General features: G+C 43.4%; 16 protein-coding genes. 9 read left to right on the forward strand and 7 right to left on the reverse strand.

Annotation, left to right across the window (positions count from 1 at the left end; genetic code table 11):
- Positions 1-32: 32 nt before the first annotated feature.
- From C505_RS0112435 to grpE, 4 genes are all read right to left on the reverse strand, one after another.
- Positions 33-845 carry a M48 family metallopeptidase gene (locus C505_RS0112435; protein WP_018692940.1) on the reverse strand — a complete coding sequence of 271 codons (813 nt, stop codon included), beginning with the start codon at positions 843-845 and terminating at the stop codon, positions 33-35.
- 91 nt (positions 846-936) lie between these two features.
- Positions 937-2,064, reverse strand: a complete 1,128-nt coding sequence (gene dnaJ / locus C505_RS0112440) for a molecular chaperone DnaJ (RefSeq protein WP_018692941.1) — start codon at positions 2,062-2,064, stop codon at positions 937-939.
- A 69-nt stretch (positions 2,065-2,133) separates the two neighbouring features.
- Positions 2,134-4,053, reverse strand: coding sequence for a molecular chaperone DnaK (gene dnaK / locus C505_RS0112445; RefSeq protein WP_018692942.1), 1,920 nt, complete (start codon positions 4,051-4,053; stop codon positions 2,134-2,136).
- A gap of 177 nt (positions 4,054-4,230) precedes the next feature.
- Positions 4,231-4,839, reverse strand: coding sequence for a nucleotide exchange factor GrpE (gene grpE, locus C505_RS0112450; RefSeq protein WP_018692943.1), 609 nt, complete (start codon positions 4,837-4,839; stop codon positions 4,231-4,233).
- A gap of 155 nt (positions 4,840-4,994) precedes the next feature.
- Between grpE and nadK the strand changes: the two genes are divergently transcribed.
- The 4 genes from nadK (at position 4,995) to C505_RS22295 (ending at position 10,123) form a co-directional block, all read left to right on the forward strand.
- Entirely contained in the window at positions 4,995-5,876 is an 882-nt protein-coding gene (gene nadK / locus C505_RS0112455) for an NAD(+) kinase (RefSeq protein ID WP_026317932.1), read from the forward strand.
- Between the two features lie 73 nt (positions 5,877-5,949).
- Positions 5,950-7,614: a DNA repair protein RecN gene (gene recN, locus C505_RS0112460; protein ID WP_026317933.1), complete on the forward strand. Its 1,665-nt coding sequence runs from the start codon at positions 5,950-5,952 to the stop codon at positions 7,612-7,614.
- A 232-nt stretch (positions 7,615-7,846) separates the two neighbouring features.
- A complete protein-coding gene (locus C505_RS0112465) occupies positions 7,847-8,188 on the forward strand; it encodes an outer membrane protein assembly factor BamE (protein ID WP_018692946.1) in 342 nt (113 codons plus the stop codon).
- Positions 8,189-8,410: 222 nt separating this feature from the next.
- Entirely contained in the window at positions 8,411-10,123 is a 1,713-nt protein-coding gene (locus C505_RS22295) for a DEAD/DEAH box helicase (protein WP_018692947.1), read from the forward strand.
- Positions 10,124-10,203: 80 nt separating this feature from the next.
- Here the strand turns inward: C505_RS22295 and C505_RS0112475 are convergent, their stop codons facing one another.
- On the reverse strand, positions 10,204-10,650 hold the full coding sequence (locus C505_RS0112475; protein WP_157369016.1) for a DUF6702 family protein: 447 nt from the start codon (positions 10,648-10,650) through the stop codon (positions 10,204-10,206).
- A 182-nt stretch (positions 10,651-10,832) separates the two neighbouring features.
- The gene (locus C505_RS0112480; RefSeq protein WP_169337041.1) at positions 10,833-11,300 is read right to left on the reverse strand and encodes a GNAT family N-acetyltransferase; all 468 of its coding nucleotides are present in this window, start codon (positions 11,298-11,300) and stop codon (positions 10,833-10,835) included.
- Between the two features lie 181 nt (positions 11,301-11,481).
- On the opposite strand from C505_RS0112480, the gene C505_RS24360 reads away from it, so the two are divergent.
- Complete coding sequence (locus tag C505_RS24360; protein ID WP_018692950.1) at positions 11,482-11,649, forward strand: hypothetical protein; 168 nt, start codon at positions 11,482-11,484, stop codon at positions 11,647-11,649.
- Between the two features lie 177 nt (positions 11,650-11,826).
- The gene (locus tag C505_RS24845) at positions 11,827-13,683 is read left to right on the forward strand and encodes a methyl-accepting chemotaxis protein (RefSeq protein ID WP_018692951.1); all 1,857 of its coding nucleotides are present in this window, start codon (positions 11,827-11,829) and stop codon (positions 13,681-13,683) included.
- A 142-nt stretch (positions 13,684-13,825) separates the two neighbouring features.
- On the opposite strand, the gene C505_RS0112500 is transcribed toward C505_RS24845, so the two are convergent.
- Complete coding sequence (locus C505_RS0112500) at positions 13,826-14,374, reverse strand: DUF6580 family putative transport protein (protein WP_018692953.1); 549 nt, start codon at positions 14,372-14,374, stop codon at positions 13,826-13,828.
- Between the two features lie 212 nt (positions 14,375-14,586).
- On the opposite strand from C505_RS0112500, the gene C505_RS0112505 reads away from it, so the two are divergent.
- From C505_RS0112505 to C505_RS0112515, 3 genes are all read left to right on the forward strand, one after another.
- On the forward strand, positions 14,587-15,882 hold the full coding sequence (locus tag C505_RS0112505; RefSeq protein ID WP_018692954.1) for an NAD(P)/FAD-dependent oxidoreductase: 1,296 nt from the start codon (positions 14,587-14,589) through the stop codon (positions 15,880-15,882).
- 298 nt (positions 15,883-16,180) lie between these two features.
- Positions 16,181-16,795 carry a hypothetical protein gene (locus C505_RS0112510; RefSeq protein ID WP_018692955.1) on the forward strand — a complete coding sequence of 205 codons (615 nt, stop codon included), beginning with the start codon at positions 16,181-16,183 and terminating at the stop codon, positions 16,793-16,795.
- 258 nt (positions 16,796-17,053) lie between these two features.
- On the forward strand, positions 17,054-19,129 hold the full coding sequence (locus C505_RS0112515; protein ID WP_018692956.1) for a flotillin family protein: 2,076 nt from the start codon (positions 17,054-17,056) through the stop codon (positions 19,127-19,129).
- Positions 19,130-19,145 lie beyond the last annotated feature (16 nt).

The raw sequence follows: 19,145 nt of genomic DNA on the forward strand, positions 1-19,145 counted from the left end.
GGTCATTATGTCAGTGTAATTTGTAAAAAAATCTAGCAGTTTGGACGGCGGCCTTTGACGACCGTATCTTGAATATATTCACCATGCTTCGCCAAGTCGCGCTGGCGAGTTTTGGGATTTGGATGTGTAGATAAAAACTCAGGTGGTGAGCCTTTGGATAAAGCTGCCATGTTTTGCCAAAGTTTTGGCGCATCTTCCACATTAAAGCCCGCTTTGTGCATCAACTCTAAACCGATAATATCCGCTTCTGATTCGTGACTGCGACTGTAGGGTAATGCCACGCCATATTGGGCGCCTAATCCCAATGCAGCCATCAACTCGCCACGATAACTTGATGCTTCACTACTGCTAATCAGCACATCTGCAGCACTCAAACCAAGCTGGATTGCAACATTATTGGAAACGCGTGCGTTCCCGTGCTGAGCCAAAACGTGTCCAACCTCGTGGCCAATCACCGCAGCAAGTTGATCATTATTTTTCGCTGCCTTTAATATCCCGGTGTAAACACCAATTTTGCCGCCTGGCAGCGCAAAAGCATTGAGTTGATCGCTATCAAATACAACGACTTCCCAATCTTTTGGATTATTGTCAGTCTCTAATTGGCGAATGATATTTGATGAAATACATTGAACACGTGCATTCAATTTCTTATCGGTTGAAATTTTCCCTTCTTTTTTTTCAGCATCTTTCAGCTGTGTAAAAGATTGCTCACCCATCTTTGCCATTTTTTCTTTGGAAAAAAGCAGAAGTTGGCTTCGCCCCGTTGGGGAACGTTGGCAAGCTGCCAGGAGACAGAGGGAGATCACGATTGAAATTGTGATAAGTGGCTTTTTGAATACTTGCATCGATATCACTTTGCTAAGAATATGGACTGATGAAAAAAAGAATACCATAAAAAAAGTCACCTTTTGGTGACTTTTTTCAAGTAAAAATCGATTAGCCTCTCAGGTCATCGAAGAAATTCTTCACACCATCAAAAAAACCTTTTTCTTTCGGCTTATGCTTGGCATTTGAATCTCCCATCGATTCTTCAAGCTCTCTTAATAGCTCTTTTTGATGTTCTGTCAGTTTGACTGGTGTTTCCACAATCACTTTACAAATGAGGTCTCCGACTGAGCCGCTTCGTACAGACTGAACTCCTTTTCCACGCATCCGGAACATTTTGCCTGTTTGCGTTTCATTCGGAATTTTTAGTTTTGCACGCCCATCCAGTGTTGGTACTTCGATTTCACCACCAAGTGCTGCACTCGTGAAGCCAATGGGCACTTCACAATAAAGATTGTTGCCATCACGAACAAAAATCGGATGTTCACGGACATTGACTTGTACATACAAGTCACCTGCTGGTGCACCAAACTGGCCTGCTTCGCCTTCACCAGCTAAACGAATACGGTCACCCGTATCAACACCAGCTGGAACCTTCACGGATAAGGTCTTCGATTTTTCAACACGTCCTTGACCATGACAGCTATTACATGGATCAGATATCACTTGGCCACGGCCTGAACAGGTCGGACAGGTTTGTTGAACGGCAAAGAAACCTTGGCGCATTTGCACTTGACCAGACCCATGACAGGTTGGACAAGATTTTGGAGAAGTGCCTTTCTTTGCGCCACTGCCGCCACACGGCTCACAGCTGACCCAAGTCGGGACTTTAATTTCAACATTTTTACCGCGAACGGCCTCTTCAAGCGTCAGTTCTAAATTATATCGAAGGTCGGCACCACGCTGTGCTCTGGATTGACGACGGCCACCACCACCGAAAATATCCCCGAACATGTCACCAAAAATATCGCCGAAGTCTGCACCGCCACCAAAACCTGCACCACCCTGATTTGGATCAACACCTGCATGACCATACTGATCGTAAGCAGCACGTTTTTGTGAATCCGTTAGGATCTCGTACGCTTCAGAGATTTCCTTGAATTTTTCAGCCAACGCTTCATCACCATCCGTACGGTCTGGATGATATTTCATTGCTAAGCGCTTATACGCCTTTTTGATTTCTCGCTCAGAGGCATCTTTGGCGACTCCAAGCACCTCGTAATAATCGCGTTTTGACATAATTTACAACTGATTCCTAATAAGAAATGAGCAGGTGCGAATACACCTGCTCATTAAGATAAAATGAAGTTACTTGTTGTCTTTCACTTCTTCGAACTCAGCATCCACAACATCATCTGCTGCTGACTCAGCTGTTTGCTCTTGTGCACCTGGTTGTGCTTGTTGTGTTTGCGCTTTTGCTTGTGCAATTTCAACAAGTTTTTGAGATGCTTGGATCAGCTCTTGTGTTTTCGTATCAATCGCTTCTTTGTCGTCGCCTTTGATTGCTTCTTCAACTGCACTGATGACAGATTCGATTTTTTCTTTCTCATCTGCAGGTAGATCAGCGCCAGCTTCTTCTATCTGCTTCCGCGTTGCGTGAACAAGGCCATCGGCTTGGTTACGTGTTTGAACAAGCTCTTCGAACTTCTGATCTTCCGCAGCATTTGCTTCTGCGTCACGTACCATTTGCTCGACTTCATCATCACTCAGACCAGAAGAAGCCTGGATTGTGATCTTCTGCTCTTTACCTGTATCTTTGTCTTTTGCAGAAACGTGTAAGATACCATCCGCATCAATATCAAATGTGACTTCGATTTGCGGGAGACCACGTTGCGCTGGACGAATACCTTCAAGGTTGAATTGACCAAGCGATTTGTTACCCGTCGCTTGCTTACGCTCACCTTGAAGGACGTGAATCGTTACTGCAGACTGGTTGTCTTCCGCTGTTGAGAACGTCTGTGACTTCTTCGTTGGGATCGTCGTGTTTTTCTCAATCAGCGCTGTCATCACACCACCCATGGTTTCGATACCAAGAGATAGTGGTGTCACGTCAAGAAGGAGAACGTCCGTCACGTCACCTGCAAGAACACCTGCCTGAATCGCAGCACCAAGTGCAACCGCTTCATCAGGATTCACATCTTTACGTGGCTCTTTACCGAAGAATTCAGCAACCGCAGACTGAACCATTGGCATACGCGTCTGACCACCAACAAGGATGATATCTTGAACATCGCTCACGCTGAGGTCTGCATCTGCAAGTGCTTGCTTCACTGGCTCAAGAGATTGCTTCACCATATCTTCAACCAAAGACTCAAGCTTCGCACGCGTGATCTTGATGGTTAAGTGTTTCGGACCTGATGCATCCGCAGTGATGTACGGCAAGTTCACTTCTGTTTGCTGTGCAGAAGAAAGCTCGATTTTCGCTTTTTCTGCGGCTTCTTTTAAGCGCTGCATTGCAAGCGGATCGTTGCGAAGGTCAAAGCCTTGCTCTTTCTTGAACTCTTCAACAAGGTAGTTGATAACGCGGTTATCGAAATCTTCACCACCGAGGTGTGTATCACCATTGGTTGCCAATACTTCGAATGTTTGCTCGCCTTCCACATCGTCGATTTCAATAATTGAGATATCGAATGTACCACCACCTAAGTCATAGACAGCAACAACACGGTCGCCTGTCGCCTTATCAACACCATAAGCAAGTGCCGCAGCAGTTGGCTCGTTGATGATACGTTTGACATCTAGACCAGCGATACGGCCAGCGTCTTTCGTCGCTTGACGCTGTGCGTCATTGAAGTATGCAGGAACAGTGATCACGGCTTCTGTGACGGCTTCACCTAAGTAATCTTCAGCTGTCTTTTTCATTTTCTTCAAGACTTCTGCAGAAACCTGAGGCGCTGCCATTTTCTTATCTTTCACTTCAACCCATGCATCACCATTGTCTGCACGAACGATGTTGAAAGGCATGATATCGATATCACGCTGCACTTCTTTATCTTCGAAACGACGACCAATTAAACGCTTGATTGCAAAAAGTGTGTTTTTCGGGTTTGTGACCGCCTGGCGTTTTGCTGGCTGACCAACAAGCGTTTCGCCGTCATCTGTATAAGCGATGATAGAAGGTGTTGTACGCTCACCTTCTGCGTTTTCGATAACTTTCGTGTTTTCACCGTCTAAAATGGCAACACAGGAATTGGTAGTACCTAAATCAATACCGATAATTTTGCCCATGGATGCACTCCAAAATTCTTTCTATACAATTCAATATTCTTAAGTTGACTTTTTAGTGGGGTTTTTACTTTTGGAATTCAAGCGAAAAGTTCAAATTTTTTTGAATTTTTTGCACCCCACCGTCAAGTTGAGATGCGTTAGAAAACCAGTACACCCCTGGTTTTCCAACGAGTTAAGCTATTCTGCTGCTTTAGAAACCATCACCATTGCTGGACGAACGAGACGGCCATTGAGTTCATAACCTTTTTGCATTACAGCCATGACTGTGTTTGGTGCAACATCTGCACTTGGCTGCATGGACATTGCCTGATGAAACTCAGGATTAAATGTTTCACCTTGTGGGTCGATCATTTTCACATCAAACTTTTCCATGACAGAAAGCAACGTTTTTTGTGTGAGTTCAATCCCTTCAAGAACTGGCTTTAAAGATTCGTTCTCTTTATCCGCAAACTCCAAAGCGCGCTCCATGTTATCCAAAACAGGTAGCAACTCGGAAACGAACTTCTCCAAGGCAAACTTCTTGGCTTTATCGACATCAATGGCCGCACGGCGACGAATATTGTCGACCTCAGCAGCTGCACGCACAACTGAGTCTTTTTGATCTGCAATCTGGGCATATGCTTTCGATAATTCAATTTCAAGCTCAGCTACTTTTGCATCAAGTAGGTCGTCAGATACTGTTGTTTGCTCTTGGTTTTCTTGCGGCTGCTCAGTTTCAGCCGTCATTTTCTCTTCAGTTGCTACTTCAGATTCTTCAACCTGAACGTCTTGCTGTTCTGAATTCATGCACAATGACTCCTTAAAAAATTCGCTGCGGTTATTATGGGGATGGAAATTCACGATTCAAGTGGGAAAATCACACAAACCAGTAAGATATTGAATTTACTGGCCCAGTATCTATGATCAATCGTATACTGCGTGCAACTGAATTTTGAGTAAAGTTGACCATGAAGTTTAAGACGATTGGGCTCATTGGCAAGCCAAAACATGAAGGCGCGGCGAAGACCCTCAATGCATTGTATGACTTTTTGTGCGAAATTGGGGCTGATGTCATCGTTGAGTCCCGTGTTGCCGATCAATTGGTCAATAATCATGTCCAGGAACTTGATCTCGTTCCACTCGGCAAAAAGTGTGATTTAGCAATTGTCGTTGGTGGTGATGGTAATATGCTCGGGGCTGCACGTGTTCTTTCACGCTTTAACGTTGCAGTGATTGGTGTCAATCGTGGTAATCTCGGATTCCTGACGGACCTCGATCCTGATAACTTTCAAGAACTCTTGAAAGAAGTACTCGATGGCAAATATATTGAGGAAAAACGCTTTTTACTCAACGTTGAAGTCCATCGCCATGAAGTAATGAAAAGCAGTAATACCGCCGTGAATGAAGCCGTACTCCATGCTGACAAAGTCGCACACATGATTGGCTTCGAATGCTTTATTGATGATCATTTTGTATTTAATCAGCGCTCTGATGGCTTGATTATTTCCACACCGACTGGGTCAACGGCTTACTCCCTTTCAGGTGGCGGGCCAATTGTCACACCGAAACTCGATGCATTTACACTCGTCCCAATGTATCCACATACACTGAGTAATCGTCCAATCGTTGTGAATGCAAATTCTCAAATTCGTTTAAAACTTTCTCCGGACAATTTGGAAAACCTACAAGTCAGTTGCGATAGTCACGTCATTCTTTCTGTTATGCCTGGTGATGAGATCATCATTAATAAAGACAAACACCCACTCAAGCTAGTTCACCCGAACAGCTACGATTATTTTGAGGTACTGAGGAATAAATTAGGCTGGGGAAGTCAACTATATTGACACGAAATGCTTGCACCTGAACAAAATACTGTATATTTTAACAGTAAACTAGTGAATGACGGTGCAAGCGGTTATGTTAACCCATTTACAAATTTCAAATTTTGCAATTGTTGAGCATCTCGATCTCTCCTGGCATCAAGGGCTTAGCACCATTACCGGTGAAACTGGTGCAGGAAAATCCATTGCCATTGATGCGTTGTTGCTCTGTCTAGGAGAACGTGCAGACAGCCAATCCATCCGCGCAGGACATGCACGCGCAGAAGTCACCGCAAGTTTTGACATTCAACATCATCCCATTGCAAAAACTTGGTTGCAAGCACATGATTTGGATATAGAAAATGAATGTACCCTGCGCCGTGTGATTCTAAAGCAAGGGACTTCCAGAGCGTACATCAATGGTACAAAAGTCCCGGTTCAGCAACTCAAGCAACTGGCTCAGTATCTAGTAAGTGTCCACGGACAACATGCGCATCAAGCATTACTCAAGCCAGAATACCAACGCGATCTGCTCGATGCTTCCTTTGAGAGTGAGTTGCCTCGCCAAAAAACCCATGATGTTTACCATTGCTTACAAACGCTGCATAAAAAACATGATGCACTGCAACAAGCCAGGGAACAACGGGAAAATAAACGCCAACTTGCACAGTACCAAGTCTCAGAACTGGATGAATATGCGCCTATAGAAGGCGAATTTGCGTCGATTGAACAAGAACACAAAATTTTAAGTCATGGACAGGAATTACGGACGCAAACACACCAACTTCTTAATCGACTCTACGATGCGGATCAACATGCTATTTTTGGTCAAATTCAACATGTCTGTGCTGCAATCGCCGAAATGAGCGAGGTGGATGAACAATTAGAAAAGATTTCAACGCTACTCCATGAAGCCATGGTGAATATCGAGGAAGCATCTGGTGATTTACGTCACTATATGAATGATATTCCGGTCGATCCAGATAAACTCTATCATCTTGAGCAGCGCCTATCGCAAGGGATTGCACTGGCTCGAAAGCATCAAGTCAAACCCGAAGATCTGTCAATCAGGCAGCAACAATTACATCAAACACTCACCGCACTTCATCAAGATGATGAACAGATGCAATCACTTGAGCAAGCGATCCAAAACACTCAGCAAGATTATCTACATGCCGCTCAAACACTCAGCCAAGCGAGGCAGGAAGCTGCTGGCCTCCTCAGTGCCCGAATACAACAAAGCCTTGCTGAACTCTGTATGCCAGATTGTCAGTTCGAAATCAGAGTCGTTTGTGATGAGTTCCAGTCTCCTAGCCCAAATGGTCTGGACCAAATTGAGTTTTGGGTCTCAACCAACCCGGGACAACCTGCGCAGCCAATGGGCAAAGTTGCTTCTGGAGGTGAGCTATCACGTATCAGCCTTGCAATCCAAGTGATCCTTGCAGGAAGAATTGCTTGCCCAACCATTATCTTTGATGAAGTCGATGTGGGGATCAGTGGCCCAACGGCAAGTGCTGTCGGTCAAAAACTCCAGCAACTTGGTGGTTCAACTCAGGTGATTTGTGTCACCCACTTGCCACAAGTCGCGTGCCAAGGGCATGCACAATATCTTGTAAAAAAGACAACGGATGGAGATGCAACAACATCAACCATGCTGTATCTGGATAAAGCTGGGCGCATTGCAGAGTTAGCACGCCTGTTGAGTGGCAGCCAAACTTCACTCAAGGCGATCGAAAATGCAAAAGAGCTTCTGACCATCTAAGGCGTTGATCTTGAATTTATACGGCTCTTCCTTCATTTGGAAAATGCGCATTGCAACTTCCTTTGATGGATATGGTCTATAGAAAAACCTTGAAAATCATGTCATTTATTTGGCACTCAAAATAAGTCTTTTTTATTCGCAATGGCTAAGTTATTATTTCCAACCATTGCAATCCAAAACACAACTGTGGTCTAAAACATAAAGGCGACGTTAATTGGAGAATCACATTCAAATGAGAACAAAGTTCACCTATAGCATTATTTGTTTACTCGCCCTTGTTTTATCAGGCTGCTCTATTTATCGCATTTCTGTCCCTCAAGGTAACTTCATTGAACAAAAGCAGGTTGATAAACTTCGTATTTCTATGAGTAAAGAACAGGTAAAATTTGTTCTTGGCAGTCCTGTTGCAGAAAACGCTTTTCGTGAAGACGTCTGGTACTACACTTACCATCTTTCTCGTGGGGATGATAAGTTGGTTGAGAAAAATCTGACTGTCTATTTTGAGAACGATCAACTCAAAGATTTTAAAGGTGATTTTGAAAAACCAGCAGATTTTAATACACCATTGGAATAAAAGCTGACGTTACTCCATCACTGATGCCATTTTATTTTTACACCAAAAGGAAATAGAAAAACGCTGAATATTCATAAGGTTAAATGAGAATAAATTAGATTTTACAGTTGTTTTTAACCTCAAGATTCAACCTCTGAGTGATTTTTTTTCAAATTCCTTAGGTGATTTGAATAAGAACGGTGTATAATTCACCGCTTTTTATTAATCAGAGGTCGTTTTTCTATGTCAAGTAGTACCGTTTTCTCAGAGCTAAATTTGTCAGCTCCCTTACTCCAAGCGATTGAAGAATTGGGGTATGTTTCGCCTACCGAAATTCAGGAAGCTTGCATTCCAATGTTGCTCGAGGGACGCGATGTACTTGGACTTGCGCAAACAGGTACTGGTAAAACAGCTGCCTTTGCTCTTCCTCTATTAGATAAAATCGACCTCTCACAAAGATGTACTCAGGTCATCGTTCTTGCGCCTACGCGTGAGCTTGCACTACAGGTCACCGACGCATTTAATGACTTCTCAAAGCATATCTCTGGTTTAAGCGTTCTTCCTGTCTACGGTGGTCAAAGTTTTAAAGTCCAATTAGACGGCTTAAAGCGTCACCCGAAGGTTGTTGTTGGAACACCTGGTCGTGTTATTGACCATTTGAACCGCGGTACATTAAAACTCGACGGACTAAAGGCTCTTGTTCTTGATGAAGCTGACGAAATGCTGCGTATGGGCTTTATTGATGATGTTGAAACGATCCTGCAACACACCCCTGAGACAAAGCAGATGGCGTTGTTCTCTGCAACAATGCCTAAAGAAATTCAGCGCATTACAAAGCGTTATTTGAATGACCCGCAAACAGTTCAGGTGTCTCCAAGAAATAGCACCAAGGGTAGCATCGCGCAATCTGTTTGGTTCTGTAACCACGTACACAAGAAAGACGCACTTCTTCGTTTACTTCAAGCTGATTTAGAAGATGCTGCGATTGTTTTTGCAAGAACAAAGCAAGACACGATTGATATCGCGACATGGTTACAAGACAACAAAGTTGCTGCGTTACCGCTGAACGGTGATATGAACCAAGCACATCGTGAGCAGACGATCCAGCAGTTAAAATCAGGTAAAACCGATGTTGTTGTTGCAACTGACGTTGCAGCACGTGGTATTGACGTTGAGCGTATTGCATTGGTCGTCAACTACGACCTGCCTTTCGACAGTGAAGCTTATGTTCACCGTATTGGGCGTACAGGTCGTGCAGGACGTAGCGGTAAAGCAATCACTTTTGTGAAGCAAAACCAAAAACGTTTGCTTCGTCAAATCGAGCGCGACACATCCACTCGTCTTGAGCCAATGGGCCTTCCGAGCGTTGATGACGTATTGAAACTACGTAAAGAACAGCTTAAAGAAAAAGTACTTGCAGAAATCGCGAAGCCAAACATGGAGCGATTTGCAAATATTGTGCGTGAGATCCAGTCTGAGCTTGAAAATGTTCAAGATGCTGATCTATTAACAGCACTTTTAGCACTCGCACAAGCTGAAGAGCCACTATTCATCAAGGACTTCCCGAAACCAAAACGTGGTGAGTACAACGATCGTGGTGAACGTGGAGATCGTCGACGTCGTGACCGTAATGACAGAAATGGTCGTGACCGCGGTGAAAGAGGCGAGCGTGGTGACAGAGGTGATCGCCGAGATCGTAAACCGCGTCGTTCAAGCAACGAAAAGATGGAATGTTTCCGTATCGAAGTTGGCTTGGAGCATGGCGTTCAAGCAAAGAACATCGTTGGTGCAATCGCGAACGAAGCTGATATCTCTAGTAAGTTTATCGGTCAAATCAAGTTATTCGACAACCATAGTACTGTTGAATTACCTGAAGGCATGCCATCTGACGTTTTGACACACCTCAACAAGGTCTATGTCTGCAATCGTCAGCTCAAGATGAAGCGCATGCAGTAATATCTTCTTTTCAAGCAAAGGCTTCGGCCTTTGCTTTCCTCTTATCTTTCAATAAACAAGCTCTTTTCTTTCACTAGCTTTTATCTAGCTTTTTTAATCTGACCTAATGAATTGTAAGTGAGATGCACTTTAAATTTTGCTTTTCTTGTTAATACAAATCGATGCCGTTTCTTCTTATCTCGCACATACAAAATGTTCGCCTGGTATTTATTTTCTGCAAAAGAGAGTAAATGCACATTTACTTCATGAGGGTAAGGTTTCGAGTAATCAGGTAAAATAAATGAGACTGTTGTTTGATGATTGCCAAAGCGCAAACTCGAAAGTTCCAGCTTTGTCTTCTCTCCATCCATTTGAATATGCATTGAATTGAGTAAATAGGAAATGAGTGATTTTTCTAGTTCAGGTGACCCATTTTCTCCCTCAGCTAATTGCCCTGCTTGATTGAATTTTTTCAAAATTGCTTTTTGGGAAAGGTTTAATTCAAAGTGCCAACTTCCTTTTTGGTAATGCAGATAATAAGTTGTCATATTGATATTATGGCTATAACAAGGCACTGCAAAACAGATCAACAAGGCACAATATACCCGCGCACTGAAAGACATAGGTCGTGCGTTTATTCGTGAAATGCTCACATTCTGCCAAGTCATCCTGGAGGTTTAGACCGAATTCGGTAACACTTCATTTATTCTAGTTGAAGTGTCTTGTGGGATCATTGTTCATCAATTTTCCCTGGTATTTTTTTGGTCAACTGATAATAATCATACCCAGGCAGGTACTCTTGTAGGTGGGATAATACAGCGTAACCCTGACTCAGGTAAAACGACACATTGGTCATACTGGTCATTTCAAGCATCACTCTGTCACAGCCCAGCTCCTTGGCAATATCCTCCGCGTGTTTGAGAAGGATTGTTCCAATCCCTTTTTTTCGTAAAACTTCTGTCACCCAAAGAGACTGAAGCTTTGCAACCTGCCACTGCTTCATGAATTGCACACCTGCATATATCACGTCATCCTGATCTTTAAAATACAGATTTACCTCAATATCAAGACTTGTATAGCCTAAATGGCTAGATTCAAAAGCTGTGAGAGCACGCTCCAATGGATGCTCCCTTTCTCCATGATAGATCACTTCCTGGATCAATCTCAGTTCGAGCTGATCCAGTTCCAATTTATTCACTGCGACATCCTTCATATTTTTAATTGAAAGTTATCATCTGTAAATGAAGCAATAAGTCATAATCCATTGTTTTTTTGAGAATTATAAAATATCTTGAAAAAATTCCCTTTTGTACCGAGATTTTCTATCATGATTTGTTAAAATGCACCAACCGTTTAATTATTGAACAACAGGAGCGCCTATGCAGCAAATGATTTCTTTTTCTTTTTTAACGATTGGTAGTTTTGCAGCATATCAAGAAAAATATGCCATCGGTTTATTTATTGCTTCTGTCGGTAGTATCGTCTTTTATGAAGCTAAGAAAAAACGAGACGAACGAAAGTCTCTGATGAGTGCTGCTGCATTTTAAAGGTCAATAGGCTGTTTTGCCCCAATTCACAAAACCATACTCTCAAAAATACCAACTATACTCAATGAGTTGACGACTCAATACATCAATAACTAAATGATAAAAATAAGAATATTTGCGCTCACGCTATGCTTTTGTGCCTTGCTTCTTGTAGCTTGTGGATGGGTTGTTTATCACATGCAAGCGCAACAATATGCCAATTTTAATGAAGCGCGATACGCACATAATAAAACACAGCTCCATTCCCTACTAGAAACAAAGCGCCTGACACTTGAATCGGCAATCCAAGTGATTGCACAGCAACCTTCCACGAAACGTATGCTGCAAGCTTTTGGTAATGCGAGTGCTTCTTACTTGTATGAACGAGGAAACATCACACCAGAAGAGAAGCAGCAACTCAAGCAGTTTTATCAGCAGCACAACATATCGATCAACACAATTGAGCAGCTCACAGAGTCACAACAATTACTCCAGTTCGATTATGTCGTCCAACCGTCCAAGAAGCCTCAAGGGACTCGATTCGAGTATCTTCATCAGAGTTTTGCATCCCTCATTTTATTGATGAAGCAGCAGTTCAAAGTGGATGATATTTTATTGATAGAGGCTCAGGATAAACGCCTCGTTTATAAAGCAAATTTAGATATTCAACTCGCAGCATCCCTTCCTTCGTATTTGTTCTCAAACGATCATTGGTCAAAAATACAAACAGAAACACACCCGATTTGGTTCAGCGAAAAAAGTAAGCTTACTGCAAACCAGTCCCCCATTTTTTACCTCACAAGCACTATCCAATCACGAGGAAAATTGATTGGTTTTCTTGTTTTTCAACTATCAGAGTCCTGGTTAGCAGAGCTTACAGCGTCAAAAGGTGCTCATTTATTTATTTCGAATCAGCCAAACACCAATCAGATCAGCACGCCTGTTTTTCCAGTTGAAGGAGACAATCTCTATCTCGCTTTTGATCAACCTGAGTTTAAAATAAAAGAGCTGCTCCAGACACTTTTGCAACCTGTATTATTCGCTCTGGGGGCTTGGTGTCTTTTGTTCTTCACGTGCATCTTCTTTCTACCTCAGCGCTTGCTTCAAAAAGAAACAAAACACTTTGTGAATCCCCCCATTGAACAACCAAAATCCACAGTGATCACACCAACAAAAATAGCGTCTCCACCAGTTATCAAACAAACAAAAGTGCAGCCGCAACATTTATCCACGCTACAGCGCTGTGTCTCCAACTTAAATAAAATGGCAACAACACAAAACGCCTATACACAACAACAAAACACCACCAATCAAATCTCAAACCAGCAAAATAACTGGGAAGCTATATTGCAGGATGTAGAATCGCTTGCCATGCAGCTCTCAGACCATCAGCAGACTAATTTTACAAAGCAATCCGAATCACCTTCGCAAAACGAAAAAGCAACAACCGACGATTCAAAAGAAAACTTCATGGCATTAAAAGAAATTGTGAAGGAGATCACCAGTGCACTAGGCGTCATTGATTCTATCTCTGACCAGACTAATCTACTTGCGTTAAACGCAGCGATTGAAGCTGCAAGAGCCGGTGATGAAGGACGAGGATTTGCTGTCGTCGCTGATGAGGTGAGAGAACTCGCCAAACGTGCACAACAAAGTACACAAGATATTAATCAGCTCTTAGAACGATTTCAAAAAACAATCGGCCAGCTCAAACAAGAAGAAAAGTCTGTCTCAATGAATACAACACAAACTTGGGACACCTCCCTATTTCACAATCAAGTCGATAATATTCAATCATCTATAGTTCGACTTACCGCACAGCTAAAGAAGCAATCGCAACATTCAGGAATACCACCAAAAGAGCTTAAAAAACAAAATCTAAGCACATTACTGACACAAATCGCAGACGATCTGTCAAACCTTCATCGTGCCTTATCGGAAGAAAAGCTCAAAGAGCCTAAGACAAGCGTCCAGGTAGATCAAACGAAGATGGATAAATCTCTAAGCAAGGGAAGTAAACGAGAGAAGTCCAGCTTACTTGATCGACTCAAGTAAGCTGGGAGATGTTCAATGCTTATTGCCAGACCATATCGTCCCAGCTTGCATCATCCCATTGTTTTTCTTTTACTTCAGATGCTTTTGATTTTTGGCCAGCTTCAAATTTGTGGGGGACTACCTGTGCCAAATAGATGATGCATCAGACCGACTGAATTGGCTGCTTTTGGCGAACGTAGTGATAGAGAGTAAATACGACACCCGTATATAATAAAGTGCTTGCCAGTTGATTCCCATAGAATGGGATACCTGCAATGTAACAGCTCAGCAGCCCTTCAAATGTCATCGGGTACATCTGTCCACTTGTCCATACACCAAAATTAGTGACAAGATAAAACACAGTTGCACTTGAGAGCGACACGGCGCTGATATTGATGAAGTTCACTTGTTTTTTGAGCAAGCGGCCTAAGAAAATACTCCCAACCAACGCCATCGTGACCCAAAGCAGGTTGCTGGAGAACCAAACGAATCCATCATAATAAGCACCATAAACAGCATTATTGAGGATAAGATCGCTGAACCAATAGGCCAATAGTGGGACCAGAAGGGCTAGGCTTTTTCGTTCTAAAACAGCACCTGCAAAAAGTGCCATCGCACCAACGGCCGTAAAGTTTGGGGGGTGTGGGAGCAGTCTGCTCAGTGCTGCAAGCGCCATTGCACTGAGAATAAAAATAAGCTGACTTTTCTTCATGTCTTTAAGCCTGTGAATCGATATACTAGTACTCTCACATGAAGGGGCCGGATATGCAAGTTATGGGAGAAATTTCTTCACCTATTTGTATTGAAATGAAGAACAATATCCCCATTCTTTATGAGAGACCATATTTCCGAAAAGATATTAATACCAAACTGTGCTCATGTTGCTGTCTAGTTCGGTATTAAATTCAAAAATTTGGAGGAAATATGAACACAGCGAAACCGAATATCCTCGTGATTGGTGGTGGTGCAGGTGGATTGGAGCTGGTTGCCCGATTAGGAAGAAAATACGGTAAAACAGGAAAGGCAAACGTCACGCTCATTGATAAAAGCCCGATTCATATCTGGAAACCTCGGCTCCATGAGTTGGCTGTTGGCGTCCTCAACTCAGATATTGATGGTATTTTATATCGAGAACACGCCCGTAAAAACGGCTACCATTATGAACGGGGTGAGTTAAGTGGCCTCAATCGTCAAGAAAAGACCATCACCCTCGACCCAGTCGCCAATGATGACGGCGAAGTCCTTCTTGATCAGCGGCAATTTCAATACGATATTCTCGTCCTTGCAATTGGTAGTCTGACCCACGACTTCAATACCCCAGGCGCAAAAGCGCACTGTTTCTTCCTCGACAATATTCAATCTGCTGAAAAATTCCAGAAAAAACTCCTCGAACAGTTCATCAAACTCAATGAAGCCGACTCTCCACTCCGGATCACCATGATTGGTGCGGGTGCAACGGGTGTGGAGCTTGCTGCAGAGTTACATCATGTTGCGGATACCCTGTCAGAATATGGCTTCAAGCATGTGTGTGCAGAAAAACTCAAAACGCGCGTTGTCGAAGCAGGCCCCCAAATCTTGCCTGCTGTGCCTGAAAAAGTCGCCAAGAAAGCAGCGTCCGAGCTAGAAAGGCTCGGTGTGGAGATCCTCACCAATACCCGGGTGACTGAAGTCACCGAGCAAGGCATCCAAACCAGTGCAGGCGAGTTATTAGAGAGTGATTTAGTCGTCTGGGCTGCGGGCGTAAAAGCGCCGGACTTCCTCACGACACTGGATGGTCTGCAAAGCAATGGGAGAAACCAGCTCCTCATTACAGATACGCTCATGACCACAGAAGACGAAAATATCTTTGCCATTGGGGATTGCGCTGGCCTAGAGCTTGGAGAAAATCAGTGGGTTCCTCCTCGTGCCCAAAGTGCCCATCAGATGGCAGATACGGCTTTCAAAAACATCCAGGCAATATTAGAAGGCAAGGCGCTGGTCGCATTTGAATATAAGGATCATGGCTCTTTGGTTTCTCTGGCGAAATACTCAGCTATAGGTAGCTTGATGGGCGGCCTGTCAAAGAAAAGCTGGTTTATTGAAGGACAAATGGCGCTTGCGATGTATCGCCTGCTCTACCGTGCTCATTTAATGGCTATTCATGGTGCTAAACGTGGCTGGGTTTATATTCTGGCTGATCGGATCGGAAAATTGAGCCGACCAAAAATAAAGCTGCATTAATCGACGTCATAAAAGTACCGATTTAAAGCCCAAAATATACCCGTTTTATATCTAAAAAAGGGTTGAAACATGTCATAGTATGACATTTTCCAGCCCTTTCATTCCTTTCCCTGCAATACATAGTAAGCATTCACTCACACTAAAAACGTAGTGTTTTTAAGTTGTTTTTACTCGATCTACACATATTGCTATGCTAGTATCCTGATTCCTGAATTATTCTGGAAACTGGTTAGATTGGTTTGAGATCTCTAATCTTAGATCAAGTTGTTTTGCAAAGAATGGGGAGTATGTAGCGACGATGGACAGTTTTATCAATGCAATTTTTTCCTTTCCTGTGGCTGTATTTTCAGTGCCATTCATCGTCTTTTTTGGACTGATGTTATTGGATCTGATTTTTAGTTTTTCAGACAGCTTTTCTACGGATGCTGACGTCGATGTCGACGTGGATTCGGATATTTCCTGGTCAGGAAAATTATTGCTGCCTCCGATTGTGGCACAATTACCATTCCCTGTTTTATTTACGGCGACCTCATTTTTTGGCACCGTGATCACCTTCTATCTCAATGATTTTATTTTCAGTCAGCTTTCTGGCGTTCTTTTTTACGTTGCAGCAGCGGCTGGTATCTTATTCACTTTTTATATCTCATTACTGGCATCTGCTTTTGCACTCAAGCCACTTGAGCCATTGCTTTGTCCACAATCCTTTGCTGCTATTGATTTTCAAGGGATGAATGCACAGGTTCGCAGCGCCACCGTGACAGAAACCCATGGTGAAGTTGTCATCACAAGAGATGGCAATGAAATTCAACTTGATGTGTACAGCGAGCCAGGCGTTCAATTCGAATACGGCGATGAAGTCACAATTATCGCAAAAAATGATGATTCGAATCGTTACCTAGTGTCGAAAATATAGTGCACTAAATTCACTATAAATTGCGTCGCTTAGGTTTGAAGCGACGACGAAACCCACAAATTGAATAAACTTAGGTTAATCTAAAAAGATTGATCCGGCTTTTTATTCGCCAAATTTAACAATTTGCGTTGTCGGTAAAGCGATATTCGGTGAAGTGATGTTGACTCTCTGCTACAGCACAGCCCTCTTGACTCGGCAATGCATACGAGAAGTAAATCTTCTCATCACTACAGTTCAAACAATAAGGAGTAATACTTCATGACTTTATCACCAAGCATGATTTTCGTTGGGATCGGCGTCGCTGTTGCTGTCGTGCTACTACTATTTCTCACCTCTCGCTATAAAAAAGTAAGAAATGAGGGTGAAGCACTGATCGTCAATGGTGTTGACCGAACACGCGCCTCTTTAACGGGTACATTCGTTTGGCCCGTCGTCAATACTGCTGAACACATGGATATTACAAGAAAGAAAATCTCAGTGATCCGTAGCGGTCGAAAAGATCAGGTCGGCGAAGAATACGAAGGCCTGCATTGCCAAGATAATATCCGCGCTGACCTTAAAGTCGACTTTTATATCGGCGTCAATCACGAAGAAGAAGACATTGTCCGTGTTGCAAAATTATTTACTGCCTACGGCGCTTCTGATCCAGAAAGACTGCGCGAGCATTTCCAGCCAAAATTCTCTGAAGCGCTCAAGACAGCGGTCAAACAATTCGACTTTGAAGAGCTTTTAACGAATCGCAGAACATTCCGAGATGCCGTTGTGAAAGTCATTGGTAGCGAAATGGATGGATTCAAGATTTATGATGTGGTGATTGATAAAGTAGATCAAACCGCACTGGACGCCCACGATCCGAATAACATATTGGATGTGGAAGGGATCCGCAAAATCTCTGAAATCACGTCCGTCAAAAACACCCAAACAAACGCGATCCGCCAAGATGAAGAGACGCAAATCAAAAAGAAAAACGTCGAAGCAGAAGCCAACCGTCTCCAGCTTGATAAGCAAGAGAAGGAAAGTATTGCAAGGACGAATCGTGAAGTCGAAATCATCAAAGCACAGGAGCATGCGCTTGCAGAAGAAAAACGCCAGGAATATGAGCGTGTCACTCAGTTAGCACAACTGGAAACTGAAGAAGAGGTTGCTAAGAAACGCGAAGGTGTTGAGATGGAAGTTGAACTCACACGTACCGCGAATCAGCGCCAAATTGCGCTGCAACAAGCTGAACTGGAACGTGCAGTGGAAGCAGAGCGTGTTCGCACAGCAACCCTTGTTGAACAAAAGGAAATGGAAAAAGAAGCCAGCATTGAAGAGTCCAAAAAAGCAGTTGCAGAAACTCGCTCTCAGCGTGTTGAAATCGAACGTAAAATCGCCCGCGAAGAAGAAGAGACGGAAAACTTACGCGCGAATGAGCGTGTCAATCGTAACAAGAAGGTTCGCCTAGTAGAGGCAGAAGCGGAAGCAGAAGCACAACAAATCGAACTCATTGCAACATCCAGAGCAGAAAAAGAAGCAGCGAAAGAGCGTGCGCATAAACTGCTGATTGAAAACGACACCGACATCAAAATCAAAAACCGTGATGCCGAGAACGAAATTGAAGTTCGCACTCGGATCGCAGAGGCCGACTTGGCTGCGAAGACACGCCAAGCAGAAGCTGAATTCATCATGAAAGAGAAAGAAGCACAAGCCACGGAAGTCCTTGCACAAGCAGAAAAAGAACGCATCGGCGCAGTTGGTCTTGCAGAAATTGAAGTCGAACGTGAGCGTGCAAGTGTTGTGAAAGAAATGGGCGAAGCAGAAGCTGAGAACCTCAAGCTCAAAGCTGAGGCAGAAGCGGAAGCCATCCGTTCGAAAGGGATTGCAGATGCAGAAGCACAACAAGCTCGTTTGGAAGCAACCAAAATGCATGATACAGACACGCGCGATCACGACAAATGGGTCATGCAGCTACAACAAGAAAAAGACTTGGAAATGGCTCGTATCGCTGCTCAGCAAGAAAATGCAAAAGCGCTTGCTCAAGCACTGTCTGAAGCCGATCTCAAACTGTTCGGTGGTGAAGGCTTAGAACAGCTTCGTCATACCATGATCAATACGGTTGGTTTTGATCACCGATTCAAAGAGTCAGAAGTCTTGTCACCGCTTGTGAAAGACTATATGAATGGCGAGCGCAGTCTTCCTGATGATTTGAAAGACATTCTTCAAAATCCAGCGCTGAAGTCGGGTGTGCTCAACAATATGGCTTTGGCTTCACTCATGAACTCGGGGAATTCGAAGTTCATGGAAGTCCTCCAACAAGCCCTAGCGACGCGTGTTGACGCACCAAAAGACAACTAATCAACACACACCCTTA

The organism is Algicola sagamiensis DSM 14643 (assembly GCF_000374485.1).
Classification (GTDB): Bacteria; Pseudomonadota; Gammaproteobacteria; order Enterobacterales; family Alteromonadaceae; genus Algicola; species Algicola sagamiensis.